Below are 25,986 nucleotides of genomic sequence, written 5' to 3' on the forward strand. Positions count from 1 at the left end.
ACGCCGGCTTGCCGCCCCCGCCAACATGCGGACATTTCATTTGCTACAAAACCGGACATTTCTATTTGTCCGCGACATCACCCCAAATTTCTGTTGACAGAATTCATAAGATGTCTAAAATGGCGGTCTTGCTCGATGCAGCAGTGCCCAGGTGGCGGAATTGGTAGACGCACTAGGTTCAGGTCCTAGCGGTGGCAACATCGTGGAGGTTCGAGTCCTCTCCTGGGCACCAGAAAAATAGGTTCAGATCAGTTGCTGGATTTGATGTTCATCATAAAGCCCGCAAAAGCGGGCTTTATGTTTTTGGGACGCCTGGAGGATGATCCGGTCCCACGATAAGCCGACAACGAATGAGTACGTTTTTGAGTACATGAAAGTTCGAGTTCCTCGAAACGCACTCACCGCACGCCCAGCGTCTCTTCCGATAGGTGCGCGCCACGTGCGGAGCCAAGTCTAACCTCCGCCACTATGCCACCCCACACGCCTCGCTTCGCGAGAGATCGCTGACGAACTGCCGTGGTGGTCTGGCGATCTCGGCGATACGCGCCATTATGTGGCCGCAACCGCAGCCTCCGACCATTAGTGCCCCTCCAATTAAGGCCGGCGAATACTTTACAATTCGACCCACGCACTTCATCGTATGGTATTGCGAAGTGTTCTTTGCGAAATGCTGTAGGCCGGCAAGAAAATAGACACTCTCCTCCCGCTGCGTCCGCTCGAGGAACATAGACAGATGGCCTGAACTCGACCGAAGCGGTCAGTCACAATGTGTTAATCGCTGCGTGCAGCGAACGTCCGCTTCGGAACGCGATCTACTCGCCGGAGTCGCCCCAAAAACGGTCGCTCGACGTCCGCCGAAAGCGATCGCCGGCGGCGTAACCAACACTCCCGATGGATGCAACGGTTCTCCCTCGGGCACGAGGGAATCCGTGGAGGTGATACATCAGGATGTCGCGCGCTGTCGCACCGACGACGAAGTACCGCAGGTTCGTCAGCCGGGCCACGCGATCCATGACCGTCAGCAGAACCTGCTTTCCTTCCGGCAGCGGCGTCTCAAGATGAACTGGAGTCATCCGCCCGCTCCATCTGGTTGAGAATCAACACCGCAGCCTCCGCATTGCGGGGTTCCCTCGTACGCCGCAAATCTGCGTACACGAGCAAAGGTGGTGCCACAACTTTTTCCATCCGTGCCTCGTCGAGATGCCAGAAGGCATCGATGATTTCCAGCGTGCCGGCGGGATCGGCACGCAAGCGATGACGCTTGGCGAGTGCCATCGTCGCAGCCGGTCTTGCCGTCGGTTCGACATAGAGCGTTTGCGCGGCCGGCCGAAGCTGCCCGGTCAGCTTTGCAGCAGCAACCTCCCCGCCCCACCACATCTGCCCTGTGGGAAGCTCGGCATGCTGCCACCAGGATGGATCGCCTACTGCGAACCGTTGCACATTGAGCTTCGGCAGCAGGCGAAGCGGATAGTTGATCACCCACTCATCCATGAGCGCTGCTGGATCGACCAAGCGCCGGTCGGCTGTGCCCGCCGGCAAGCCGCGTTCACGCAGGTCGTCCAGTACGCTGCCAACGGTGCCAAGCGCCACGCCCGCCGCTGCCGCAATTTCCCGGTATGGACGGTTAAGCAACTCTGGAGCAGATAACAACACAAAAGTCATTCTGAGCGCAGAGGCGCTCGCGGAACTGGCCGGCTTCCCCGATCTCGATGCCAGACGCCTGATCTCGGGATTCGCCGGCCTGCCGGTGACAAGCATGTATTGGCCAGGCGGATGCACGTACAGATTGCCGGCCAAGTCGATGAACTGCAGGTCGCGTTCGACGCACTCGTCCGCTAACGCGGGTGTCAAATAGGCAGTGGCCAGCAGGACGGGAAAAGCCGCGGCGCGGTTCTTCGCCACGAGGGCTCCGACTTCCGCCCGCGATCTTATCCGGCCTCGGGCCGCGAGCATGTGTTGCTGGACCGCGCCGTTCACATCGAGCGTCAGCGTCCCCTCCTCGACCAAACCATCGCTGCTTCGCCCAGCCGGACGAAAATCGATAACACTGAGCGGAACACGTCCGTGTCGGGTTGCCGCGCGAGTGAGCTGACCGAGTAGCGCTTCGGTCGGGCGATCAAAGTCCGGAAGGCGACCGTCGTCGTTCATAGATTCCGCTTGTTCAAAAAACGTGAACACGCGGGCATTATGAACAACAGACACCAGACGTTTAATTATTTTTCTTGTTCATACTTCATGAACTTGAGCCTGATCTGAACGAACCCAACCTTCCCGCCCCACGTTCGGGCACTGGCAAACCGCAGCCTGGAACGACCAACACGTAACGTCGACCTGCGTTTACGCAAAAAAATGGCACGTTTTCGCGCCAATGGTAAATGAACACATCGACGAGTACATGATGATGACAATCAAAGAAAAATATCGTTACAAATCAATCAACTAGAATTCAAACACGAGTCCTCTCCTGGACCATCATTTTTCGAGCAACACAACGAACCCCGTAACGCATTGCGTACGGTTTTTTTGTTTTCTATGCGAGCGGGGCCGCTCGTTCGCGTCACGCGTGACGCCCGCCGCGAAGCACGGCACACCCCGCGCATATGCGGTCATTGCGACGGCCTTCGCAACCTTCGATCCATCACCCGGTCGTGCGCTCGTCGCGCGATCCGGGAACCGGCCCGAGCCCGCCCTCACGCAGCCCCGCTCGGGACAACCGACAAAACGCCCTCCTGTCAAACGCATGCCGCGCTTGCGAAGCGTCCAGCGCGAGCGCCCCAATGTTGCGCGTTCGAATCGTCCATCCGCCTCGCTCGCACGCGCACTGAATCGCACGTTCGCGCCGCGCCGCCACCCCGCCGTCGAAAGCGCGCCACGCCGCCGTTCCGGTGCATTGCATTTGAACTCCGACGCCGGCATTCGTATAACGATCACGTGCCCGACGCACTTTTCGCGCACGAATCCAAGGCCCGGCGCAAGCCGGGAAGCCCTTCGCCTCCGCCACGCGCGGCCGCCCGAGCGCTAGACGGATGCATCCCGACCGGAGTCGACTCTTGGCGAATCAACTCAAAAGAATCGAACACGTCGTCCATCTGATGCTTGAAAACCGCTCGTTCGATCAGATGCTCGGCTTTCTCTATTCCGACAACGGTAACCGGTCGCCCGCCGGCCAGCCGTTCGACGGACTGACTGGCAACGAATCGAATCCCGACGATCTCGGCCGCCCCGTCGGCGTCTACCGGATCCGAGCGACCGATCCGCATCCGTATCTAATGCCGGGCGCCGATCCCGGCGAAGGCTTTCAGAACACCAACTATCAGTTGTTCTCCGACGACAATCCCGCCCCGGGCGCCGTGCCGACCAATCAAGGCTTCGTCGTCAACTTCAAGTCGGCGATCGCAACCGATCAATCGCGACATGAGAAAGACGCGCTGCCCGGCACGACGGCCGCGCAGATCATGGGCATGTACACGCCCGAGCTGCTACCCGTGCTGTCGGGACTCGCGAAAGGCTACGCGGTGTGCGACCGCTGGTTCGCGTCGGCGCCGACGATGACGATGCCGAACCGCGCGTTCGCGCTTGCCGGCACGTCGCAAGGCCATCTCGACGATCACGTGAAGATCTTCACGTGTCCGAGCATCTTCGGGCGGCTGTCGGATCAACGCGTCGATTGGGCGATCTTCGGCTACAACCGCGATCCGCTCACGCGCCACGACTTCCCCGACACGCAGAACGCCGACGACAGCCACTTCGGCCACTTCCGCGACTTCCAGACGCGCGCGGCGAACGGCACGCTGCCCGCGTTCACGTTCCTCGAGCCGAGCTGGGATGCGAACGGCAACAGCCAGCATCCGAACTACGACGTCTCCGCGGGAGAGCAGCTGATTCATGACGTCTACTACACGCTGCGCAACGGTCCGGCCTGGAACAGCACGCTCCTCATCGTCACGTACGACGAGCACGGCGGCAACTACGATCACGTCCCGCCGCCGTCGGGCGCGACGCCGCCCGGCGACGGCACCGTCGGCGAATTCGGCTTCGACTTCACGCGCTTCGGCGTGCGCGTGCCCGCCGTGCTCGTCTCGCCCCTTATCGCTGCGGGCACCGTGTTCAGGAGTGCGGCGGGCACGATCGATCATGCGTCGGTGCTGAAGACGATCAGCGAGCGCTTCGGCACAGCGCCGCTGACGGCGCGCGACCAGGCCGCTCCGTCGCTTGGCGACGTGCTCACGCTCGCGACCCCGCGCGCCGCCGCCGACGATCCGCTGAGCGGCGTGACGGCGCCCGTGTCGACGCTGCCCCATCCGAATGCAGCGAAGCCTTCGAGGCTCGACAAGCTCCATGCGGCCCGCATCGCCGCGCTGCCGTTGCGCAACGAGAAAGGCCATTACGAGGAGGCGGAGGCGCCGCTTGAATCGACTGCCGAGCTGTCGAACTTCATTCGCGATCGCGGCGCCGCATGGAGCCAGCACCGTCAGCGGCAGCAGCAGCGACTGCAGCAACGGCAACCGCCGCAGCGCAAGCGACGACGCTGAGTGCGGGGGCGCGGCGGTGCCGTCGCGTCACGCGCGGTCTTGCTCTGTCTTGCGCGGCGGCGTGCGAGGCTGAGCGGCGCGCGTCGCCGAGTGCCTCGCGTGGGTGCGAAGCGGCGCGCCTTGGTGTTCGGTGTGTCCGCGACGATGCGTATGCCATGCGGCCGCCGTACGTTCGCCTTCTTTAGCCGCGCCGAACAGCATCGCCAGACGGACTCGTCGCATCGCCCGCAGCACGCAGCACGCAGCACGTCGCACGTCGCACGTCGCATACAACGCACTGCCCGCCACGAGCCACATCGTCGAAGCCGACATGCATCCGCCGCAACCGTCGGGGCGTCGAACATAGCACGAGGCGGCAAGCGTGACGTCTCGCGCGCCGGACGTGCGTCGAAACGCCGGCCGACGCGCGAAGGCCGAGAACGCGAGCCTCGACGTCACGACGCGCATCGCTGTCGACGCATCGCCCCACGCGATCGCATTTCGGTTCGTTCCATTCGTTTCGGATCATCTGGCGAGGGCGCCAACGAGGCCCGCGTCGCATCGCAGATCGGCCGCCCTGCGATCTGCCTCTCGAGGAGATTCGAATGACTCAGCCCATATCACGGACGCGCTGCCTGCTCGGCGTTTCGGGATGCGCACTGTTGCTCGCGCTGTCGATGGCCGAAGCGGCGCACGCCGATCCTAAGCCAGACATCTGGCCGACAGCCGCGTTGCCGGATCGAGCGGCCGTCGAAGTGGACGCGTCGCAGTTCCTGCCGCCGGCACAGCTCGTGCGCTGGCAGATCGATCTCGACCGCCGCGGACTTCGGTCGACCGGCTCGCCCGCGCACGAACGCTATATCGACGCGCTGCGCGGCCGTCTCGCGCGCGCCGGCGTGCCGCAGCTCTATACCGAATCGGTGACGATGACACGTTGGACCGCCCGCCATTGGCGGCTCGACGTCGTCGACGGCGCGCCGCCCGACCGCATCGACGTCGCCGGCTACATTCCGTATTCCGGCGATGCCGGCCGCGAAGGCGTCGTCGCGCCGATCCGGTATCTCGCGCCGGGACAGGCGCCCGAAGCGGACATCGCAGGCAAGATCGCCGTCGTCGAATTGCCCGACGCGCCGCTGTCGGGTGCGTTCTTCCACGAGCGCGCGCTGCGCGTCTTCGATCCGGACAATGCGTTTCCGCCGTCGGCGCCCTACGTCCGCACAAGCTTCATGCTCGGCCCGCTCACCGCGATGCTCGACAAGCTGCAGGCCGCGGGCGCGGCCGGCGTCGTAATGATCGCCGACACGTCCGTCGCCGAAGCGACCGATCTCTACGCGCCGTACGACGGCCAGTTGCGTCGCGTACCCGGCCTCTTCGTCGATCGCGCGACGGGCGCGACGCTCGCGGCGCTCGCGAACCGCGGCGCGACGCTCAGGCTATCGCTCGACGCGGGCATCGATCGCGTGCGGACCCGCAACCTGATCGGCATCATCCCCGGCGCGACCGACGAGCTGACCGTCGTCAACAGCCATACGGACGGCACGAACGGCATCGAAGACAACGGCCCGAACGCGATCGTCGCGATCGCGCAGTACCTGAGCCGCGTGCCGCGCGCCGCGCTGCCGCGCACGATCATGATCATGTTGTCGAGCGGGCATTTCGCGGGCGGCGTCGGCGTCGAGGATTTTCTCGCGCGCCATGCGCACGACGGCCTCGTCGCGCGGATCGCATGCGTCGTCACGATCGAGCATCTGGGCGCGCAGGAATGGCTGCCGAACGCGCGCGGCGTGCTCGTGCCGACCGGCAAGGCGGAGCCGACGGCGCTGTTCATGCCGCCCGTCCCGGCGCTCGTCGACGCGGCCGACGCACTGGTGCACCGCGCGAACGCGGCGCCCGCGTTCGTGATGCCGCCGCTAAACCCGAACGGCGACGGTAGCGCCGACGATGCGGTCTGGCCGGGCGAAGGGCAGTATTTCTGGGGGCGCGGGCGCGTGCCGACGATCAACTTCATCACGAGCCCGACGTATCTCCTCAACTACGGCGTGACGACCGCGAACAAGATCGACTACGCGCGTCTGCGTCGCGAAATCGCAGCGACGACGCAGACGCTGCTCGATCTGTCGCACGTGCCCTTCTCCGAGTTGCGTGCGGTGCAGCCGGGGATGCGCGCCGTGACGCCGTGACGCGCGCGGACCGACACGCGTTGCGTAACGGCGTGCGAGCGAACGGACCAAGCGGATCGAGCAGACCATGCGGACCGGTCGGGCACGGGGGACGCGCAAGCGGAACGAACCGGAGCAGCCGTCGTCGCGATGGGCACCCGCCGCGCGCGTCCAGGCACGAGCGCGCAGCGGCGACCGATGCCGGCGCGTCACGCGCCCGCCGACTCGCCCGCCGCCAGCAATTGCAGACTCTCGTCGACACTCAGCTCTGACAGCGCGCCCGCCCGCAGCGCCCCGTCGGCCGCGCGCTGCAGCACGCGCAGCACGTTCGGCTTCAGGCGCACGAACACGAGACGCCAGCCGCGTGCGTCGCATTCGGCGGCGAACGTCTTCAGCGCTTCGATCGTCGTGCCGTCGATGTCGGGCGACTCTTCGAGACTCAGCATGACCGTATGCACGGACGGCTGCGCGTCGCGCGCGAGATGCCGCACCATGTTCAGCACGCGCTCCGCGTTCGCGAAGAACAGTTGCGCCTCCGGCCGCACGATCAGCACGCCCGGAATCGGCTTTGCGTCCTCGTGCATCGACACGTCGACGAAATCGTGGCTCTCGCGCAGCCGCCCGAGCACGCTCACGTTCGGCTCGGACAGTTGCCGCAGCGTCAGCAGCAGACTCACGCCGATCGCGACGAGCAGGCCGTGCAGCACGCCGAGCACGATCACGGCCGTCAGCGCGGCGATCACGACGATCCGGTCTCGATGCCACGCCCAGTATGGCCGGAACACCTCGGGATGCAGCGAATGGCTGACCGCGAAGATCACGATCGCGGCGAGCACGGGCTCCGGGATGCGCGCGAGCTGCGGCAGCAGCAGCCAGACGATCATTGCGATCACGGCTGCCGCGAAGAGGCCCGCCATGCGCGACTGCGCGCCCGCAGCCTCGTTTGCCGACGTCGCCGAATAGCCGGCGCCGACGGGCATCCCGTGCAGCAGCCCCGACACGAGATTCGCGCAGCCGAGCGCGACGAGATCGCGGTTCGGCGATATCGTGTCGCCGTGCTTCAGCGCGAAGTTGCGAATCGACCCGTACGACTCCGCATACAGAATCAACATCAGCGCGAAGCCGAACTCGGCCGCCTGCATCCATTCGGAGCGGCCGAGCGTCGGCATCCCGACCGCGAGGTTCTGCAGGTCGATCGTGCCGACGACCGCGATCCCGAAGCGATGCCAATCGATCCAATAGCCGGCCGCGATGCCGAGCACGATGACGACGAACGTCGCCGGCACGCGCGAGCGCCGTCCGAGCGCAAACAGGATCGCGAGCGCCGTCGCGCCGAGCGCCGCGCTGTGGACATTGCAATGCGGAATCCCAAGCAGCAGGTCGAGCGCGACGCGCAGCGTATCGCTGTGATGGATCGACACGCCGAGAATCTTCGGCAACTGCTTGATGACGATCGTGAGTGCGAGGCCGAACGTGAAGCCGCGCAGCACCGGGCGCGCGATGAAGTCCGACATGCCGCCGAGGCGCGCGGCGCCCGCGAGGATGAACAGGATGCCCGTCGTCGCGACGAGTGCGGCCGCGAGCAGGAGCTGCGCGGCGACGTTCGGCCCCGCTTCGGAGATCACGGTCGCCGCGAGCACGACGGCCGACGACGACGTCGCCGACACGATCGCGAAACGGCTGCTGCCCGCGATCGCATAGACGACGAGCCCGGCCAGGAGCGCGATGAGCCCCGCCTGCGGCGGCAGGTTCGCGAGCCCCGCGTACGCAACCGCCTCGGGAATCAGCAGGCCCGCGATCGCCAGCCCGGCGAGCGCATCGAGCGCCGTGCGCCGCCCGCGCGGCGTGGGCGGCTCGTCGAGCGCGGCGAAATGCGCGGCGTGCTGCGGCGGCGCGTCGAGACGGTTCGAATGAAGGTCCATGCGCGTTCCGTGTTCGTGACCCGTGGTTCGGCCGAAAACGCGGCGCTCAGCGCGGCGTCGCGATCACGCCGGACCAGCCCGGCAGATAGCGCGCCTCCTGCGCATGCGCATGAGCGAGCGCCGCCTCGAGCGCCTTCGCGAAATCCCTGCGGATGTCCGTCAGCGCGATTTTCGGGCGCAGGAAATCGGCCCACAGGAATTCGCTGAACGGCGTCGCGTCCTTCGCGTAGCCGCCCGCCGTGCGCAGCTCGCCCGCCAGGCTGCGGTAAGGATCGTCTTTCAGGCCGACGAGCGTTTTCGGCAGGCGGGCGTAGTCGTGGCGCGCGCCGTTCGCGCCGAACGGATGCACCCACTGGTTGTGCTCCATCATCCGCCAGAAAATCGTCTCGTCGAGCCACGACAAGTCCTTCAACAGCATCGCCTTCACTTCGCTCACGCCCTCTTCGATGAGCGCGAGCCCGAGATGATGATGATCGGTGATGTAGTATTCGCCGCCCGGCCCGAGCACGGCCGGAAACCAGTGCGATTCGATCGCCGCCTTGCGCGCCTTCTTGCCGAGCGACTTCCAATGCTTGCGCTTCGCCTTCACTTCGCGATAGCCGACCGTGATCTGCGTCGGCCGCAGCGCGTCGAGCCTGGCGGGAATGAGATGCACGTCCTGGCCGATCGTCATGATGGGGCTCCCGAAATCGATTTCGGCAACGATACATGGGATCGGCGTCCGCGTTAATAGCGCATTGTCCCCGAAACTTGCGCAAAGCGCGCTGCCGCACCGCCGCACGATGCGCGGCGCACACGCGCCGCCGTCGGCCGCGCGCCGGCGCATCAGCGGCGAGCCGTCAGATCCGCGCGCTCGATCCGGTGGCGAATGTACGGGATGCCGTCTTGCACGACGCCGACGCGCCGCATCCCGAGCTTGCGCGCGACGTTCAGCGACGCGTCGTTCGCCGCGGCGATGTCGGCGACGATGCGCGGCAGCCTGACCGTCTCGAACGCGTGCCGGACGACGCACTGCGCGGCTTCGCTCGCGATCCCGCGCCCCCACGCGGTGCGCACGAGGCGCCAGCCGATTTCGACGTCACGGCCGCCGTCGACGTAATCGGGAATCAGCAGCGTCCACCCGACGAACCGGTTCGGGCGCACCTTCTCGAAAATCGACCAGTAGCCGAGCCCGGGCGGATACCCGCGCGTGATCCGGTGCTCGACGAAACGACGGTGCTCGACGGGATCGTCCCACGGACCGGCGATGTGACGCGTCACGTCCGGATCGCGATCCATCGCGATGCATGCGTCGAGATCGGCGAGCGCTCGCGGGCGCAGCCACAAGCGGTCGGTCTCGAGAATCGGCAGCGCCGGACGAGCTTGCGAATCCGAATCCATCTGTAAGCACGTGAAAAAAAGAAGACGGCGCCACATTAGCATCGCTCGCCGCATCGCGAAAACCGGTGCGAATCCCAGCGACTCGCACGACGCAACGCAACCTCGCGCGACATCGCGCAACGCAATGCGATGCGATGCGTCGAGGCAAACGCATCGATTGCTCGCCGCGCAACAATGTATTTCATAGGGATAAATCCGGATCGGATCGCTCGGAGCCTTCACGCGCGCAATGAGCGGCGTACACTCGCGTTACCGTCTGCGCACAGCGCCAGCCCGGACGGCGCAAGCGACCAAGGCGCTTCCCTCTCGAGGAGACCGCCGCCATGACCCTAAGCTGGACGCGGGAACAACGCAACGTCACGATCGCCGCCTATCTCGGCTGGACGCTCGACGCATTCGATTTCTTCCTGATGGTTTTCGTGCTGAAGGACATCGCCGCTGAGTTCAACACGAAAATTCCCGCTGTCGCGTTCGCCATCACGCTGACGCTTGCCGCGCGCCCGATCGGCGCGCTGATCTTCGGCCGCCTCGCCGACCACTTCGGCCGCCGGCCGACGCTGATGATCAACATCGCGTGCTACTCGCTGCTCGAGCTCGCGTCCGGCTTCGCGCCGAGCCTGGCCGCGCTCCTCGTGCTGCGCACGCTGTTCGGCATCGCGATGGGCGGCGAATGGGGCGTCGGTTCCGCACTGACGATGGAGACGATTCCGACGCGCGCGCGCGGCGCCGTGTCGGGCCTGCTTCAGGCGGGCTACCCGAGCGGCTATCTGCTCGCATCGGTCGTCTTCGGCCTCTTCTACCAGTACATCGGCTGGCGCGGGATGTTCATGATCGGCGTGCTGCCTGCGCTTCTCGTGCTGTACGTGCGCGCGAAAGTGCCCGAGTCGCCCGCATGGAAGCAGATGGAAAAGCGCGCACGCCCGAGCCTCGTCGCAACGCTCAAGCAGAACTGGAAGCTGTCGATCTACGCCGTCATCCTGATGACCGCGTTCAACTTCTTCTCGCACGGCACGCAGGATCTCTATCCGACCTTCCTGCGCGAACAGCATCATTTCGATCCGCACACGGTGTCGTGGATCGCGATCGTGCTGAACATCGGCGCGATCGTCGGCGGCCTCACGTTCGGCTGGCTGTCCGAGCGGATCGGTCGCCGCCGCGCGATCTTCATCGCCGCGATCATCGCGCTGCCCGTGCTGCCGCTGTGGGCGTTCTCGACCGGCGCGCTCGCGCTCGCCGCGGGCGCGTTCCTGATGCAGATCTCGGTGCAAGGCGCATGGGGCGTGATCCCCGTGCATCTGAACGAGATCTCGCCGGACGAGATTCGCGCGACGTTCCCGGGCTTCGTCTACCAGCTCGGCAATCTGCTCGCATCGGGCAACGCGACGATGCAGGCGCAGCTCGCGGTCAATCACGGCAACGATTACAGCATGGCGCTCGCGACAGTCGCGGGCATCGTCGCCGTTGTCATCTGCGTTTTAATTGTGTTCAGCCGCGAGCGACGCGGGATCGACATGACGCAGGCGGCCGCGATGAGCCCGACGACGGGATAACCATGCACGCGGCGGCGCACCATCGCACAAGCACGCGTCGTACAGTGCGCAGCACGTCGCTCATGCTGCATCGCACCACACGCTCTAGAGGAGTTTGTCCACAAAGAACGCTTGCCGCCGCCCCGTGCCGCTTTTTATCTTAATGAAAACGGCTGTTTCAATTACACATTTGAATCGCTTGTTCGCGTACCGGGAAACCGGCAAGGGAGGCGGAACATGGCAGTTCGACAGGCCAGCCGGCAATCCGGCGGGACGAAGGCGCGCATCCTAGATGCGGCCGAAGATCTTTTCATCGAGCATGGCTTCGAAGCGATGTCGATGCGGCAAATCACATCGCGCGCAGCGGTGAATCTTGCCGCCGTCAACTATCACTTCGGCAGCAAGGAAGCGCTCATCCACGCGATGTTGTCGCGGCGCCTCGATCAACTGAACGAGGAGCGCCTGCGCATCCTCGATCGGTTTGATGCGCAACTCGGCGCGCACGTCACGTGCGAGCACGTGCTGGGCGCGATGTTCATTCCGGCGCTGCAGGCGTCGCGCGATCCGCAACGCGGCGGCCGCGCATTCCTCAGACTCATCGGCCGCGCGTACACCGATCCGTCGGCGTTCGTGCGCAATTTCCTGACCGCGCACTATGCGACCGTCGCCGGCCGCTTCTTCGACGCGTTCCAGCGCGCGCTGCCGAACCTGCCGCGCGCGGAACTCGGCTGGCGGCTGCACTACGCGATCGGCGCACTGTCGGGCGCGCTCGCGGGCGCGGAAACCGAAAGCCTCATCGACGAATTCACGCAAGGCCGCACGATGAACGACGTTCAGATGATCGCGCGGCTGTCGTCGCTGATCGTCGCCGCACTGAGGGCGCCGATGCCCGACGCGACGCAGCTCACGATCTTCGCGTCGGTGCTCGACGGCGCAGCGGCCGCAGCCGACGCGACGCAGCCGGCCGGGCCGCTCGCGGCAATCGCGCCGCCTGTCGTTTCCGCGCCTGTCGTTTCCGCGCCTGTCGTTTCCGCGCCTGTCGTTTCCTCGCCTGTCGTTTCCGCGCCGTCGGCGCCCGCTGTCGCGCCCGCGATCGCACCGGTCTCCGTTTCGGCGCCCGCGGCGGACATCGCGCCGCCGACGTCCGTCGCCCCGGCGTCCGTTGCGCCGATGCCGACGACACCGCGCACCGAAGCGGTCGCGGCCGAGCCGGTCGTCGCGGCCGCGCACGAAACCCACGCAACCTGAGGTCGCGCGCAGCGAGTCACGGCCGCGCGGCGCGCGGCCGATCGCGGCGGCGCCAGGCCCGTCGCAATCCGATGCGCCGCTTCCGCCGCCCCCCCCAGCCACGCGCCGCGCCGCAGACGCCCGCGCGCCGACCCATCACAACGAATCAGGAGACAAGCGATGACCGCCCCCGTTGCGCCCGCCCACGCCCACACCCAAGCGCCGAACACCGATGGCATCTGGTACGCGTCATATCCCGCCGGCGTGCCGCACGACATCGACGTCACGCAATACCGATCGCTTGCCCAGTACTTCGATGATTGCACGACGCGCTACGCGGACCGCGTCGCATTCATCAGCGCGGGCGCGCGCATGACCTACGCGACGCTCGCGCGCAAGGCGGCCGCGTTCGCATCGTATCTGCAGAGCCTTGGCGTGAAGCCCGGCGACCGCGTCGCGATCATGCTGCCGAACACGTTCCAGTATCCGGTCACGCTGTTCGGCGCGCTGAAGGCGGGCGCGATCGTCGTCAACGTGAATCCGCTCTACACGGTGCGCGAGCTCGCGCATCAGTTGAAGGACAGCAGCGCGCAGACGATCGTCGTGTTCGAGAACTTCGCGAAGACGCTGCAGGAAGCACTGCCCGAAACGCAGATCAAGCACGTCGTCGTGACCGCGCTCGGCGATCTGCTCGCCGACGGCCTCAATCCGAAAGGCCATCTGATCAACTTCGTGCTCAAGCACGTGAAGAAGCTCGTGCCTCCGTACCGGCTGCCGCAGGCCGTGCGCCTGCGCGCGGCGCTCGCGGCGGGCGCGCGCCGCGCGCCGACACCCGTCGCGCTCGAGCACGACGACCTCGCGTTCCTGCAGTACACGGGCGGCACGACGGGCGTCGCCAAAGGCGCGATGCTCACGCATGGCAATCTGATCGCGAACCTGCTGCAGGCGAAGGCGTGGATCGAGGATCAGCTGACGGGCGACGTCGAGACGGTGCTCACGCCGCTGCCGCTCTATCACATCTATTCGCTGACGGTGAACGCGTTCATCTTCCTCGGCCTCGGCGGACGCAACATCCTGATCGCGAACCCGCGCGACACGAAGATGATGATGAAGATCCTGCGCCACGAGACCTTCACGGGCATCACCGGCATCAACACGCTCTACAACGCGTTCCTCGACAACGAGGAATTCCGCAAGCGCGACTTCTCCAAGCTCAAGCTCGCGATGGCGGGCGGCATGGCGATGCAGCGCGCGGTCGCCGAGCGCTTCGAGCAGGTGACCGGCTGCCCGATCGTCGAAGGCTACGGGCTCACCGAGTGCTCGCCGATCGTCACGATGAATCCGTACGACGCGAACGAGAAGCGATCGTTCAGCGGCTCGATCGGGCTGCCCGCGCCGTCGACGCTCGTGCGGTTTCGCAAGGAGGACGGCGAGTGGGCGAACGTCGGCGAGCCGGGCGAGCTGTGCGTGCACGGCCCGCAGGTGATGCGCGGCTACTGGCAGCGCGCGGACGAGACCGCGAAGGTGATCGACGCCGACGGCTGGCTCGCGACGGGCGACATCGGCGTCATGGACGAAAAAGGTTTCATCCGCCTGATCGACCGCAAGAAGGACATGATTCTCGTGTCGGGCTTCAACGTGTATCCGAACGAGATCGAAGACGTGCTCGTGTCGCATCCGGGCATCCGCGAGGCGGCGGCGATCGGCATTCCCGATCCCGTTCACGGTGAGCGCATCAAGGTGTTCGTCGTGCCGCGCGATCCGTCACTGACGGTCGAAGCGGTGCTCGCGCACTGCCGCAAGAACCTGACGGGCTACAAGATGCCGAAGGCGGTCGAGTTCCGCGACGCGCTGCCCCAGACCAACGTCGGCAAGATCCTGCGCCGCGCGCTGCGCGACGAAGAACTCGCGAAGCTCGCGAACGCGCCGGCGAGTCCGTCGGCAAGGCACTGACGAAAAACGAAAACACCACTACAAGATTTCTGGACCGCTTCCTGGGAGGAATGCATGACATACGCATCACAGCAATATCGATACCGGTCTTCGTCTTCGCGAACACGGTTCGCGCGGCGCTGTCTCGCCATCGTCTCGGCCGTGGGGGCGCTCGCGCTCGGGCTCGCCAACAGCGCCGCGAACGCGCAGGCGCAGGCCAACGCCGAAACGCCCGCCGCCGTCGAATCCGGCGCGGCGGATGCGGCGCTTCCGCCCGAGCTCGCGAAGGTCTCGAAGCTGTCCGTCGACCAGCAGGTTCGCTGGCTGCGCACGGCCGCTCGCCAGGGCGCGCTCGATAAGCTCGACGATGCGACGCTCGCCGCACTCTTCAAGTCGCTCGATCCGCAGACGGTGCCCGATTACGTCGCGGCGGGGCCGATCGGCTATCCGTCGTATGAATTCACGATGCTGCGCCAGGAGCGCATCAGCGGCAAATGGTCGGATACGCCCGACCACATGTTCGTCAAGGTGACGCACGGGCCGCTGCGCGTCTACGCGAAATGGCTGCCGGACGGCGCGCATTCGGGCCAGGAAGTGATCTACGACTCGACGAAGCGCACCGACGAGATGTACGGCCACCTGGGCGGCCTGCTCGGCAAGGTGCCGATGTGGACGTCGCTCGACGGCGCGCTCGCCCGCGCACAGTCGAACCATCAGGTACGCGATCTCGGCACCGAGTTCGTCGCGAACCTCTATCTGAGCGAAGCGAAGAAATACCGCGAAGCCGGCACGCTGAAGCCGACGCGCGTCGAGGCGAAGACGATCAAGGGCGTGCGCGTTGTCGCGTTCACCTACGAGACGCCCGGCGGCCGGCCGCAGTTCTATGCGAAGAAGGAGACGCTCGGGCTCGATCTGCGGCAGCCGTACTTCCGCACCGTCGAATCGTTCGACAACGACGGCCGCGTGTTCGAGCGGATCGTGTTCGAGAAGGTCGCGCCGAAGTCGTTCGACGAAACGGCGTTCGATCCGAAGAATCCCGATTACAAGTTCTGACCCGTCATCGTTTCGTCACGAACGGCGGCGAGCATTCGCCGCAACGAAACGCCGCGCGGCTCTCCGGCTCGCACGGCGTTTTGTTGCGGCGGCGCCTCGGCTAGCCGAGGCGGCCAACCGTCACGCGATCGACGCGATCAGTCGTCGTCGTGATGGCGGCGCCACCGGCGCTCGTGCCGCTGACGCTCCCAGCGGTCTTCATCGTCGTCGCCGCGCCATTCGTATCCGCCGTACGCGGGATACCCGACGACCGCTGGTTGGGGCGCGACGTAGACGGGCTGCGGCGCCACATAGACGGGCGCGACCGGCACGCCGAGCCCGATCGACAGATCGACGCCGCCCGCCGTCGCGGCGCCCGATGCGGCGAGCGCCGCGATGCCCAGCATCGTGATCGTCAGAATCTTTTTCATGTTCGTCACCTCGTTTCGCCGGCCTGGCCGACTTCGTGAACGCACTCTAGCGGACCTGCACGGCACCAGGTGCAACGGCCATGCGAGAGCTGTAACCCGACGTAACGAAAGTGCGGCCAAACGCGCTTTATCCGATTGGACGGATCGCGCAAATGCACGGGACCGTCTATAGTGGGTAACGGTTGGACACAAACGCTCGCGCGCGCATCGGGTTCGAACAGGGTAAAATCCCGCCCAACGCTGTGTAAGTTCGCATGCGGCGAAACGCATAACTCTTAATTGACGCCGGCATCTGCCGCTTTTTAATGGCCAATCCTGCAGAATCCCATCCGCAAAACGACTTCATCAATGCCGCGCGCAAGGAACGCAAGCGCGTCGAAATCTATCTCGTCAACGGTATTCGCCTGACGGGGTGCATTGAGTCGTTCGACCAGTACCTGGTGATGCTGCGCACGCCCGTCGGCCTGCAAGGCATCTATAAACGCGCCATCTCGACGATCCAGCTCGACACGGGCGGCTCCCGTCCGGGCGGCCCGCGCGGGCCGCGTCCGGGCGGGCCGCACGGCGGCGGCGGCCGCTCCGGCGGGCGCGAAGGCGGCGGCCACGGTCCGTATGGTTCGCACGGCGGCGGCTCCCGCGAGCCCCGCGGCGACGGCGGCGGCTATGGTTCCCGCGAATCCCGCGGCGACGGCGGCTATGGTGCTCGCGAATCCCGCGACGGCGGCGGCTATGGTTCCCGCGAATCCCGCGGCGACGGCTACGGCGCGCGCGAGCCGCGTGAACCGCGCGAGCCCCGTGAATCATACGGCGCGCCGCGCGAGCCGCAAGACGGCGTGTCGACGCCGTCCGGCGCGCAAGAGCGCAACGGCCCCGTGATCGTCACGCGCCGCCGCCGCTCGCTCGGCCCGACTGACGGCCAATAAGCGCCTCCGTCCATACGAAAAAGGGCAAGCCGGTGAACGGCTTGCCCTTTTTCTCATTGAGCGTCGGGAGCGCACATCGCGGCGAAAGCCGGCGCTCGCCCGAAGCCGGGCCGTCCGGTTCCGCCCCGCCCCATTTGTGATTACCGTACTCTCGGCAATCCAGCGTCAGCCTGCCTCTGTAGCGAGCGCACCTGCTTCTGCAGCTTGCGCAGCTGATCCTGCAGCTCGTTCTTCTGCGCCTGCAGCGCGACCGCCTCGTCGAGCTTGTCCTTCTGCCGGCTCGCGACGGCCGCCCGTTGCTCGCGTGCAATGTTCAGATCCGCCTGCAGCCGGTTCGCCCGCTCCTGCGCGGCGGCGATCTGCCGGTCCGTCTGCGCCTTCTGCGACTCGAGCTTCGCGGCCTGGAGCTCGCTCACCGCGAGATTCTCGGACTGTTTCGCGAAATCGCGGTAGACCGCTTCCGCACGCGCATCGTTCGCCGTCTTGATCACGCGCCAGAACGCCTTCTGCTGGAACAGCGCGATGAAGTATGTACCTTCCTCGACGTTGAACAGCAGGCTCGCGCCGTAGCTGCCGTTGTACGTCGTGCGCATTTCGGTCAGCTCGCGCGCCTGGATCTGCCGTTGCAACTCGTCGATCGTGCTCTGCCCGTTCGCGTCGACGCTCGCGGCCGTCGGCGCGCTCGGCGCCGACAGGTTGACGACGGCCGGCGCCGAAACGGCCGATGCCGCCGGCACGGCGGACGCCGTCAACACCGGCGACGCGCCGCCGTCGCCATCCAATGCCTGCGCATGCGCGCCGCAGAGGCCGCCCGCCGCCGCGATCGCGACGAAGACGCGCCCCATTCCCCGTATGTGGCTCATTGTGTTTTTCCTGCTTCGATGTTGTAGTTTTTCGAATGCATGTCTGCCGGCTGCCTCGCAGCCGCGCTTCACTCGCTTTCCCGTGCTTCAGGCTCCTCGTCGAAAATCTGGTATTTGCGCATCTTTTCCCACAGCACCTTGCGGCTGATCCCGAGATGCTGTGCGGTATCCTGCCGACGCCAACCGTTTGCGTCAAGCGCGGAAATCACGCGGCTGCGCTCGGTCATGTCCCACTTGCTGCGATCGACGAACACGTCGGGCGCGCTCTCGGCCGGCACCGGCTGCGCGGCGCTGCGCGCATGCGCGACGAGCCGCTGCAGCCGCGCCGCGTCCCAGCCGCCCGTCTGCCTGACCGTCACGCCGACCCGTTCGGCCAGATTGCGCAGCTCGCGCACGTTGCCGGGGAAGTACGAATCGGCGACCGCTTCGGCGAGCCAGTAAGGCAGCTCCGGCAGCGCCGCGAGGCGATCGTCGCCGACGACCGATGCGACGAACGACTTGAAGAGCGCGATCTTGTCGATGGGACCGCGCTCCTCGAGCGACGGGATGCTGAGCTCGATCACTGCGAGCCGGTAGTACAGGTCCGCGCGGAAGAGGCCGTCCTTCACGAGCTGCGGCAGTTTCTTGTTGCTCGCCGCGACGAGCCGGAAATCGACCTTGACGGACGCCGTCGCGCCGACACGCAGCACCGCGCCGTCCTCGAGCACGCGCAGCAGCTTGACCTGCTGATAGAGCGGCAGGTCGCCGACTTCGTCGAGAAAGAGCGTGCCGCCCGCGGCCTGCTCGAAATACCCCTTGTGCGTGCCGACCGCGCCCGTAAACGAGCCCTTCGCGTGCCCGAAGAACAGCGATTCGAACAGGCCGTCCGGAATCGCGCCGCAGTTGACGGGCACGAACTCGCCCATGCAGTAGCGCGAGTGTTTCTCGTGCAGCAGCTGCGCGATCCGCTCCTTGCCGACGCCCGTCTCGCCGTGCAGCAGCACGTTCGTGTCGCAGTCGGCGAACGTGTCGACTTCCTGCAAAAGCGCCTGCATGCACTCGGAATGCGCGACGAGCGCGCTCGGCTCGAGCGTTTTTGCCGCGTGCGCGCGCAGTTGCACCGCGAGCTTCGAGATCATCCCGCGCAGTTCCGCGCACGTGAAGTCGAGCGGCAGGACATGCGAATACTCGGGCGGGTACAGCGACGGATCGTGATCGCGCGCGGCGCCGACCCAGACGACCGGCATGCCGATGTCCGACTGCCAGCTACGAAGGAACGCCGCCCCGCTTTCGATCATCGTGACGCTGATGATCGCGAGCGACGGCCGCATCGCGGTCCGCTCCGGCGACAGCACCTCGTTGTCGGCGCGGATCACCTCGACTTCGAAGCTCGACATGCAGCGTGCGACCCGGTCGACGATGTCGGCCTTGCCCTCCCAGACGTACAGGTCGAGTCCCTCGATTGCGTTCGTGTTTCTCATCGTTATCGTGACTTCTTCAATAAACCGTTTGCGCGGTGCCGCAGGTCAGCGCCTCGTTGTGGACTGTCGCCGCGCCAACTTGCACGCCGAGCAGGTTCAGGAGCGGCACGACGACCTGATCGAGCGAGCTCAGCACGGGGCCGAGCTGGTTCAGGAGAACCGTCACCACCGGATTGAGCGTGCTGCCGACCGGCACCGGCACACCGAGCACATAGAGCGTCAGGCCATTCTGCCCCGTCAGCGATTGCGCGGCGCCCGACAGCGCGTTCGCGAGCACCGAGCCCACCGCGTTCGAATTCGCCGTCTGGTAGTCGTCGGCGTCACCCGTCACGCCGTTGAACGTCAGCGTCGCGGCGCTGGCCTTCGGCACGACCGCCGGCAGCGCGACGGCCGACTTGACCTGCAGGAGCGGTGCGTTCACCAGGCCGATCGATGCAATCGTCGCAGGCGCGTCGCAGGCGAACGTCTGCTGCGCGGAAAGATCCGTCGGCGGGTCGCCCACGCACAGGTTCGCGAGGCCCGGCTGCACGACGATCGTCGCGCGGCTCGCTGCGGCGGTTGCAGCGCAACTCGTCGATTGCAGCCACGCGGAGCCTGTCGCGACCTGCAGCGCGATCGGCAGGCTCAGATCGACCTGTATCAGGTTCTGCACGAGGCTCACGAGCAGCGCGAGCGGCAACAGCACGCCGGTGGGCGACAGCCCCGTGGTGCCGAGACTCACTTTCACATACAACCGGATCTGCGCATTGTTCGCCTGCGTGCGCCACGCCCCCGTCTTCGGGTCCGTTCCCGCCTCGCCGATCGCGATCGACGGCGGCTCGATGATCTGCAGCTTCAGCGTCGCGCCCTGGCCCGCGAGCTGCAACCCCGTCGCGACGTCGACGGCCGGCTTACCCGCCGCCGCCACCTCGGCCGCGACCATCAGTGCGTCGAACACGTTGATCTTCGCGTCGGCGGCCGCCTGCGTGTCGGACAAGCCGAGCGCGAACACTCCGGGCCCGCCCGACCGGCTGCCGATGCTGAACTTCCCGCCGCCCAGATTCGCGCCGACGATCGCCTGCAGCGCGGCGACGCTCGCCTGCAGGTTCGCGTTCACGACCCGGGTGCGCGACAGCGCGGTCAGCGTCAGCTGCGCGAACTGCCCCGCCGTCACCTGTGTCGACAGCAGTTCATTGACCGTCAGCACGTTCGCGGCCGCCATCAGGTCGCCGAGCTTGATCTGCGTCGACGCGAGCGCCTGATACGACAGCACGTTCAAGCTCAGATTCGCGCCGAGCAGCGCGTTCAGCACGTTGTTCACGAGGCCGCCCTGCAGGCTCGCGAGCGTCGTGCCGACCGTGAACTGATCGATGTTGGTCGCCTTCGCGGTCGACGTCGCGCTGACCGTGCGCGACGGGCCGAGGAAGAAGTACGGCACGCTCTGCGTCGCCGTCACCTGCACCGCGTTCAGCGGCGTCGACGTCGTATTGAAATAGCTCGGCCCCGCGTTGCTCTGCGTGTCCCAGCGCCCGCACGAAAGCGCGAGCGTGTTGCCGCTCTTCGTCGGGTCGAAGCCGTTCGAGCGCGCGTTCGCGTTCGCGGCAGCGGCAGGCTGAGTGCACTGGTCGTCCATCTTCTGCGCGGCGGCGAGCGCTGCCATGTCGGCGACCCGCTGCAAGTCGCGGCGCGCGAAGAACACGCTGCCGATGTCGACCGCGCCGAGCGCCGCGATCGCGACGAGCATCCAGACCGCCGCGACGACGGCAAACGAGCCGCGTTCGCGCGCGATCGTCCGGCGTCCGCGAGCGGACGGCCGGCCATCGACGCAACGGCGAGCTAACGGCATGCGAACCTCACTGAGAAGGCGACGCCGGCGTGAGAGGTGAGCCCGTCCCGCCGCCACCGCCGCTCATGCTCGCCGCCGATCCGTAGAACGCCGGAATCTTGGTCTTGAACGAATCGAGATAGCGCTCGTACGCGATCGACGCCGCCTCCCCGATCATCGGCTGCGACGGCCCCGCGTCGCGGTTGCTCGCCTGCCATTCGAGCCACGTGTGCGTCACGTGGCCGATTTCCGATGCGGCAGGCGTCGCGCCTTGCTGCGATTGCGCGCGGGCGGCGCCCGCCGCGCCCGCGAGCGCACCCGCCAGCGCGAGCGTCGCGCAAAGCGCGCGGCTGCGTCCGGGGCGGGCCGCGGCGGTCTTGATGTGGTCATGCGTCGTCATGTCGGCTCCGTGTCACGTCTGTCATTGCGAGAATCGCTGCAAGAGCGGCACCGTCGGCTCGAAGCCCGACGAGGATGCCGACGCCACGGGCGCGGGCGCCCCCGCGACGGCCGTTGCGCCCTTGGCGCCGGCCGCGCCCATCGCGCCTGTGGCGCCTGTGGCGCCTATCACGCCCAACGCCCCGGCGACGATGCCCGCCATATTGGCGCCGCCCGTCGCGCTCGCCGAGCCGGTCGCGTTCGGCGCGCCCGGACGCGCGAGCGCCCGCTGCCGCGCGCGCGACGCGGCCGCGATCTTCGTCGCGTCGTTGCGGATTTCCGTGCGCACCGCGGGCGCGAGCTTCAGCTGATTCATCAAGCCGAGCGCGTCGCGCGTCTGCCCCGTCGCTAGCAGGAAGAGCGCGACGTTGCTCAGGATCTTCGGATTGTTCTGGTCGAGCTCGGCCGCCTTCATCAGCGGCACGCGCGCGCCCGTGACGTCGCCGCCGCGCATCCGCGCATAGGCGAGATCGGACAGCGTCAGCGAATCGGTCGGCGCGAGCGTCGCCGCCTGCGCGAGCGCCTGCGACGCGGCGTCGAAATCGCCCGACGCGCCGGCCAAGAGGCCGAGCCCGCGATAGCCGCGCGCGGCAAGCGGCGTGTTCAGCAACTGCCTGTACGCGACCGTGCTCGCAGCCGGCTGATCGGTCGCGCGCAGCGCATCCGCACGCAGCAGGACCGTATCCGGCGACGCGCCGTACTGCTTCTCGTACGCGTCGATGTGCGCGAGCGACGCGTAATAGAGCCCTTGCGACTGCATCCGGCCGATCAGCCCGAGATACATGCCGGGCGTGTCGGGCGGCGCGTTCTTGTCGGCCGCGGCCTGCATCAGCGCCGCGCGCTCGGCCTGCGCGCCGATCCCGTATCCCGACTCCTTGAACGACCCGCACGCGGCAAGCGACAGCGCAAGCATCGCGAGCGCCGCCGTCGTCGTCGTCATCGGAGAAAAGCTGCTTCGTCTCATGTCGTTCCTTCCTTCGTTGCGCGCCGGCTAACGACGCGCGGCTGTGAGCGCATGCGTGACAGCGAGCATCCCCGGTCCCGCCGTCACGATGAAGAGCGCGGGCAGCAGCGTGACGATCATCACGCCCGTCATCTTCACAGTGAGGCGGCCGATCCGCTCGCGCAGCATCGCGCGGCGCACTTCGCGCAGCCGGTCGCCGAACTGCTTGAGCGGCTCCTGCACCGCGCCGCCGTGCTTGTCGACCTGGATCAGCAAGCGCACGATCGCGCGCAGATCCTCGTTGTCGAAGCTCATCGCGAGGCGCTGCAGCGACTGCTCGCGGGTGCGGCCCGCGACGAACTGCCGCTGCGCGATCCCGAGTTCCGACGACAGCACGGGCAGCATCCCCTTGAAGTCGTTCGTGACGACCTGGATGCTCTGGTCGAGCGACAGCCCGACGCCCTGCAAGAGCCGCAGCATGTCGACGAGGAGCGGCATCTCGTCGACGACGGACTGGCGGCGCGCCGCCGCGCGGCGACGCACGTAGATCTTCGGCAGCATGAAGCCGATGATGACGGACAGCGCGACCCACGCGCTCAGATGCGTGCCGGCCGTCTCGCCGCCGACGATCGCGACGGCGGCCGGCAGCGCGATCCCGCTCGCGATCCGCGCGCTCAGGAAAATGCCGCGCGTGTGCGCGTCGACGTACCCGCACTGCTCGAGCAGCATCCGGTCCTCGTCGGCGACGATCTGCTTGCCGAGCCGCGTGTCGAGCAATCGCATCCCGAACTTGCCCGCGCGGTCGAGCAGCGTCGCGAAACGCGGCTGGCGCTCGGCGGGCGCCGCATCCGCGGCGGGCGGACGCGGCACGCCGGTCGCGGCCGCGGCGCCTGCCGTCGTCCGCGCGGCGGCCGCTTCCAGCGCGGCCGCGCGCTGGTCGAGCGCGTCGGCGAGCGCGCGGCCGGTGCGCTGCGTGAGCACGATCCGCATGATCGCGAGCACGGCGAGCATCAGCACGCCGAGTGCACCGAGTGCGAGCGCAATCGCGCCGAGACGGCTGGAATCCATCGTCGTCACCTCAATCTGGCGAGCCGGTACAGCCAGTAGCCGCCGCCGACTTGCAGGATGAACGCGAGATACACGAGCTGGCGCCCCGTCGGGTCGAGCCACATCGCGCTGAAGTACTTCGGATTCGTCGCGATCACGAAGCTGCCGATTCCGACGGGCAGCGCGCCGAGCACCCAAGCTGACAGCCGCGTCTCCGCCGACATCGCGACGAGCTCGCGCTCCGCCTGCTCGAGGTCGCGCATGAAGACGGCCATCCGGTCGAGCATCACGTCCGCACGGCCGCCGTACTTGACCGACAGCCGCAGCACCGAGCCGACGAGCTCGAATTCCTTGATCCGATAGAGCGCCGCGATATAGACCATCGCGCGATCGATCTCGACGCCCGATCGCAGCATCCGCGACACGTGATCGAGGCAGCCTCGCAGCGGCGCCTCGGTCGTCTGCAGCGTCGCCTGGAACGCGGCGGGCACGCTGTTGCCGAGCGTGACGAGCCGCACGATGCCGTCGAGGAACGACGGCAGTTGCCGGACGATCTGCAGGCGCCGCTTCTGCATCCGCGACACGAGCCAGAACAGGACGAGCGTCGCCCCCGCGACGAGCGTCGCGACGGCGGCGAGCAAGCCGCCGCGCAGCCCCGTCCACAGCGTCGCGACGAGCGTCGCCGCGACGAGCAGGATCAGCGGCGTGCGAATCTCGGGCACGCCCGCGCGGTTCGATACGTTGAGCCACGCGTCGGCCGCGCGCTCGCGCCATCGCGCGAAACCGAAACCGTCGGCAGGCTTCGCGCCCGGCGCGCCGCCCGCCGCGCCCGCGGCGGACGCAGACGCAGACGCGGCCGCACGCGTCGACTCGCCCGCGAGCGGCGCCTTCGGCTGCGCGCCCGGGCGCGCGCCGGGCTCGAGCCGGCTGTCGATGTAGCGCGCCGCATGCGCGCGCTCCTTGGTCGCCTCGCCGCGCCGCCACAGCGCGAGCGCCGCCGCCGCGCACAAGAGCGCGAGGGCGAGCGCGAAGAGCGCCGCGCTAGACATTGAAGCCCCCGCCGCGGCCGAACGGCTCGCCGCCGCGGCCGCCGCCCGCGAGCATCTGCCTGAAGCGCGCGAGCTTCGGCGAATGCGGATGGATGCCGAGCGATTCCCACGCGTCGATCTCGTCGCCGTCCGCGTTCACGCGCGGCTCGTAGCGATAGAGCTCCTGCGTCGCGATGATGTTGTCCGACAGTCCCGTCACTTCGGTGACCGACAGGATCCGCCGCCGCCCGTTCGACAGCCGCCCGATCTGCACGATGAAGTCGACTGCGTTGGAGATCTGCCGGCGCAGGCTCGATTCGGTGCCCTGGAAGCCTGCGAAGCCGGCGAGCATTTCGAGGCGGTACAGGCATTCGCGCGGCGAGCTCGCATGGATCGTGCCCATCGAGCCGTCGTGGCCGGTGTTCATCGCCTGCATCATCTCGAGCACTTCGCCGCCGCGCACTTCGCCGACGATGATCCGGTCCGGCCGCATCCGCAGCGTGTTGCGCAGAAGGTCGCGGATCGACACGACGCCCGTGCCGTCGAAACCGCCCGGCCGGCTCTCGAGCCGCACGACGTGCGGATGGTTGAGCGACAGCTCGGCCGTATCCTCGATCGTGACGACGCGCTCGGCTTCGGGAATGTGGAACGCGAGCGCGTTCAGAAGCGACGTCTTGCCGGAGCTCGTGCCGCCCGACACGAGGATGTTGCAGCGCGCGGCGACCGCGGCCTCGAGCAGCGTGGCGATCTCGTCGTCGAACGTGCCGTTCGCGAGCAGATCGGCGGGCTTGAGCGGATCCTTGCGGAACTTGCGGATCGACACGACCGGGCCGTCGATCGACAGCGGCTCGATCACGACGTTCACGCGCCCGCCGTCCGGCAGCCGCGCGTCGACCATCGGGTTCGATTCATCGAGACGGCGGCCGATCGGCGCGAGGATGCGCCGCACGATCCGCAGCAGATGTGCGTTGTCGGTGAAGCGCACCGGCAGCTTCGTCAGGATCCCGTGCTTCGACACGTACACGTCGCTGTAGCCGTTGATCAGGATGTCTTCGACGTGCGGATCGGCAAGCAGGTCCTCGATCGGCCCGAAGCCCGCGAGCTCCTTCGTCAGCGCCTCCGCGATCGCCCGCACTTCGTTTTCGTTGAGCGGAATGCGGCGCAGCCGCACGAAGCTGTCGATCTCGAGATCGACGAACTGGTTGATCGCCTGCCGCGACCAGCGTCCGAACTCCGCGCCCAGCTCCTCGATGCGCGTCAGCAGATGCTCGTGCGCAGCGTTCTTGATGTCGTGAAACTGCTGCGTTTGCGAGAACGGCGTCGCCCCGTCGGCAAATTGAATGTCGTGTGCCATCTC

21 protein-coding genes and 1 tRNA gene are annotated in these 25,986 nt (G+C 67.0%); 8 read left to right on the top strand and 14 right to left on the bottom strand.

Translation table 11 applies throughout. From position 1 onward, the window contains the following. Positions 1-145 precede the first annotated feature (145 nt). Positions 146-232 (top strand) — tRNA-Leu (locus WS69_RS04005). Between the two features lie 580 nt (positions 233-812). Here WS69_RS04005 and WS69_RS30035 read toward each other — a convergent pair. Both WS69_RS30035 and WS69_RS04010 read right to left on the bottom strand, forming a co-directional pair. Continuing rightward, the gene (locus WS69_RS30035) at positions 813-1,073 is read right to left on the bottom strand and encodes a hypothetical protein (protein WP_082715929.1); all 261 of its coding nucleotides are present in this window, start codon (positions 1,071-1,073) and stop codon (positions 813-815) included. Next, a complete protein-coding gene (locus tag WS69_RS04010) occupies positions 1,054-2,178 on the bottom strand; it encodes a type IV toxin-antitoxin system AbiEi family antitoxin (protein WP_231747072.1) in 1,125 nt (374 codons plus the stop codon). The genes WS69_RS30035 and WS69_RS04010 overlap by 20 nt, the downstream gene beginning before the upstream one ends. 872 nt (positions 2,179-3,050) lie before the next feature. Here WS69_RS04010 and WS69_RS04015 point away from each other — a divergent pair. Both WS69_RS04015 and WS69_RS04025 read left to right on the top strand, forming a co-directional pair. Beyond that, complete coding sequence (locus WS69_RS04015; protein ID WP_059469523.1) at positions 3,051-4,532, top strand: alkaline phosphatase family protein; 1,482 nt, start codon at positions 3,051-3,053, stop codon at positions 4,530-4,532. Positions 4,533-5,116: 584 nt separating this feature from the next. Next, entirely contained in the window at positions 5,117-6,691 is a 1,575-nt protein-coding gene (locus tag WS69_RS04025; protein ID WP_059469524.1) for a hypothetical protein, read from the top strand. Positions 6,692-6,879: 188 nt separating this feature from the next. Here WS69_RS04025 and WS69_RS04030 read toward each other — a convergent pair whose 3' ends face one another. The 3 genes from WS69_RS04030 to WS69_RS04040 form a co-directional block, all read right to left on the bottom strand. Next, positions 6,880-8,592: a SulP family inorganic anion transporter gene (locus WS69_RS04030; RefSeq protein ID WP_059469525.1), complete on the bottom strand. Its 1,713-nt coding sequence runs from the start codon at positions 8,590-8,592 to the stop codon at positions 6,880-6,882. Positions 8,593-8,638: 46 nt separating this feature from the next. Further along, complete coding sequence (locus tag WS69_RS04035; protein WP_059469526.1) at positions 8,639-9,265, bottom strand: ParB-like protein; 627 nt, start codon at positions 9,263-9,265, stop codon at positions 8,639-8,641. Between the two features lie 152 nt (positions 9,266-9,417). Beyond that, entirely contained in the window at positions 9,418-9,972 is a 555-nt protein-coding gene (locus WS69_RS04040; RefSeq protein WP_059469527.1) for a GNAT family N-acetyltransferase, read from the bottom strand. A gap of 323 nt (positions 9,973-10,295) precedes the next feature. Between WS69_RS04040 and WS69_RS04045 the strand changes: the two genes are divergently transcribed. The 4 genes from WS69_RS04045 to WS69_RS04060 all read left to right on the top strand — a co-directional run bounded on the left by WS69_RS04045 (position 10,296) and on the right by WS69_RS04060 (position 15,713). Then, complete coding sequence (locus WS69_RS04045; protein ID WP_059469528.1) at positions 10,296-11,522, top strand: MFS transporter; 1,227 nt, start codon at positions 10,296-10,298, stop codon at positions 11,520-11,522. A gap of 216 nt (positions 11,523-11,738) precedes the next feature. Further along, the gene (locus WS69_RS04050; RefSeq protein ID WP_059469529.1) at positions 11,739-12,749 is read left to right on the top strand and encodes a TetR/AcrR family transcriptional regulator; all 1,011 of its coding nucleotides are present in this window, start codon (positions 11,739-11,741) and stop codon (positions 12,747-12,749) included. A 159-nt stretch (positions 12,750-12,908) separates the two neighbouring features. Continuing rightward, on the top strand, positions 12,909-14,681 hold the full coding sequence (locus tag WS69_RS04055) for an AMP-binding protein (protein ID WP_059469530.1): 1,773 nt from the start codon (positions 12,909-12,911) through the stop codon (positions 14,679-14,681). 54 nt (positions 14,682-14,735) lie between these two features. Then, positions 14,736-15,713 carry a DUF1571 domain-containing protein gene (locus WS69_RS04060; RefSeq protein WP_059469531.1) on the top strand — a complete coding sequence of 326 codons (978 nt, stop codon included), beginning with the start codon at positions 14,736-14,738 and terminating at the stop codon, positions 15,711-15,713. A gap of 137 nt (positions 15,714-15,850) precedes the next feature. Here the strand turns inward: WS69_RS04060 and WS69_RS04065 are convergent, their stop codons facing one another. Further along, the gene (locus tag WS69_RS04065) at positions 15,851-16,123 is read right to left on the bottom strand and encodes a hypothetical protein (RefSeq protein WP_059469580.1); all 273 of its coding nucleotides are present in this window, start codon (positions 16,121-16,123) and stop codon (positions 15,851-15,853) included. 305 nt (positions 16,124-16,428) lie between these two features. Between WS69_RS04065 and hfq the strand changes: the two genes are divergently transcribed. Further along, positions 16,429-17,046, top strand: coding sequence for an RNA chaperone Hfq (gene hfq / locus WS69_RS04070; protein WP_059469532.1), 618 nt, complete (start codon positions 16,429-16,431; stop codon positions 17,044-17,046). A gap of 140 nt (positions 17,047-17,186) precedes the next feature. On the opposite strand, the gene WS69_RS04075 is transcribed toward hfq, so the two are convergent. From WS69_RS04075 to WS69_RS04110, 8 genes are all read right to left on the bottom strand, one after another. After that, positions 17,187-17,891 (bottom strand): DUF2968 domain-containing protein, encoded by a 705-nt coding sequence (locus WS69_RS04075; RefSeq protein ID WP_059469533.1) that lies wholly within the window; start codon positions 17,889-17,891, stop codon positions 17,187-17,189. 86 nt (positions 17,892-17,977) lie between these two features. Then, entirely contained in the window at positions 17,978-19,369 is a 1,392-nt protein-coding gene (locus tag WS69_RS04080) for a sigma 54-interacting transcriptional regulator (protein ID WP_059469534.1), read from the bottom strand. Positions 19,370-19,385: 16 nt separating this feature from the next. Continuing rightward, entirely contained in the window at positions 19,386-21,194 is a 1,809-nt protein-coding gene (locus WS69_RS04085) for a TadG family pilus assembly protein (protein ID WP_059469535.1), read from the bottom strand. A gap of 7 nt (positions 21,195-21,201) precedes the next feature. After that, positions 21,202-21,573, bottom strand: coding sequence for a DUF3613 domain-containing protein (locus WS69_RS04090; RefSeq protein ID WP_059469536.1), 372 nt, complete (start codon positions 21,571-21,573; stop codon positions 21,202-21,204). Between the two features lie 21 nt (positions 21,574-21,594). Next, positions 21,595-22,575, bottom strand: a complete 981-nt coding sequence (locus tag WS69_RS04095) for a tetratricopeptide repeat protein (protein WP_059469537.1) — start codon at positions 22,573-22,575, stop codon at positions 21,595-21,597. A 27-nt stretch (positions 22,576-22,602) separates the two neighbouring features. Continuing rightward, on the bottom strand, positions 22,603-23,622 hold the full coding sequence (locus tag WS69_RS04100; protein WP_059469581.1) for a type II secretion system F family protein: 1,020 nt from the start codon (positions 23,620-23,622) through the stop codon (positions 22,603-22,605). Between the two features lie 5 nt (positions 23,623-23,627). Further along, positions 23,628-24,650, bottom strand: a complete 1,023-nt coding sequence (locus WS69_RS04105) for a type II secretion system F family protein (RefSeq protein ID WP_059469538.1) — start codon at positions 24,648-24,650, stop codon at positions 23,628-23,630. Beyond that, positions 24,643-25,983, bottom strand: coding sequence for a CpaF family protein (locus WS69_RS04110; protein ID WP_059469539.1), 1,341 nt, complete (start codon positions 25,981-25,983; stop codon positions 24,643-24,645). Before WS69_RS04110 ends, WS69_RS04105 begins: the two co-directional genes overlap by 8 nt. Positions 25,984-25,986 lie beyond the last annotated feature (3 nt).

It is taken from the genome of Burkholderia sp. BDU5 (assembly GCF_001522845.1).
Taxonomy (GTDB): Bacteria; Pseudomonadota; Gammaproteobacteria; order Burkholderiales; family Burkholderiaceae; genus Burkholderia; species Burkholderia mayonis.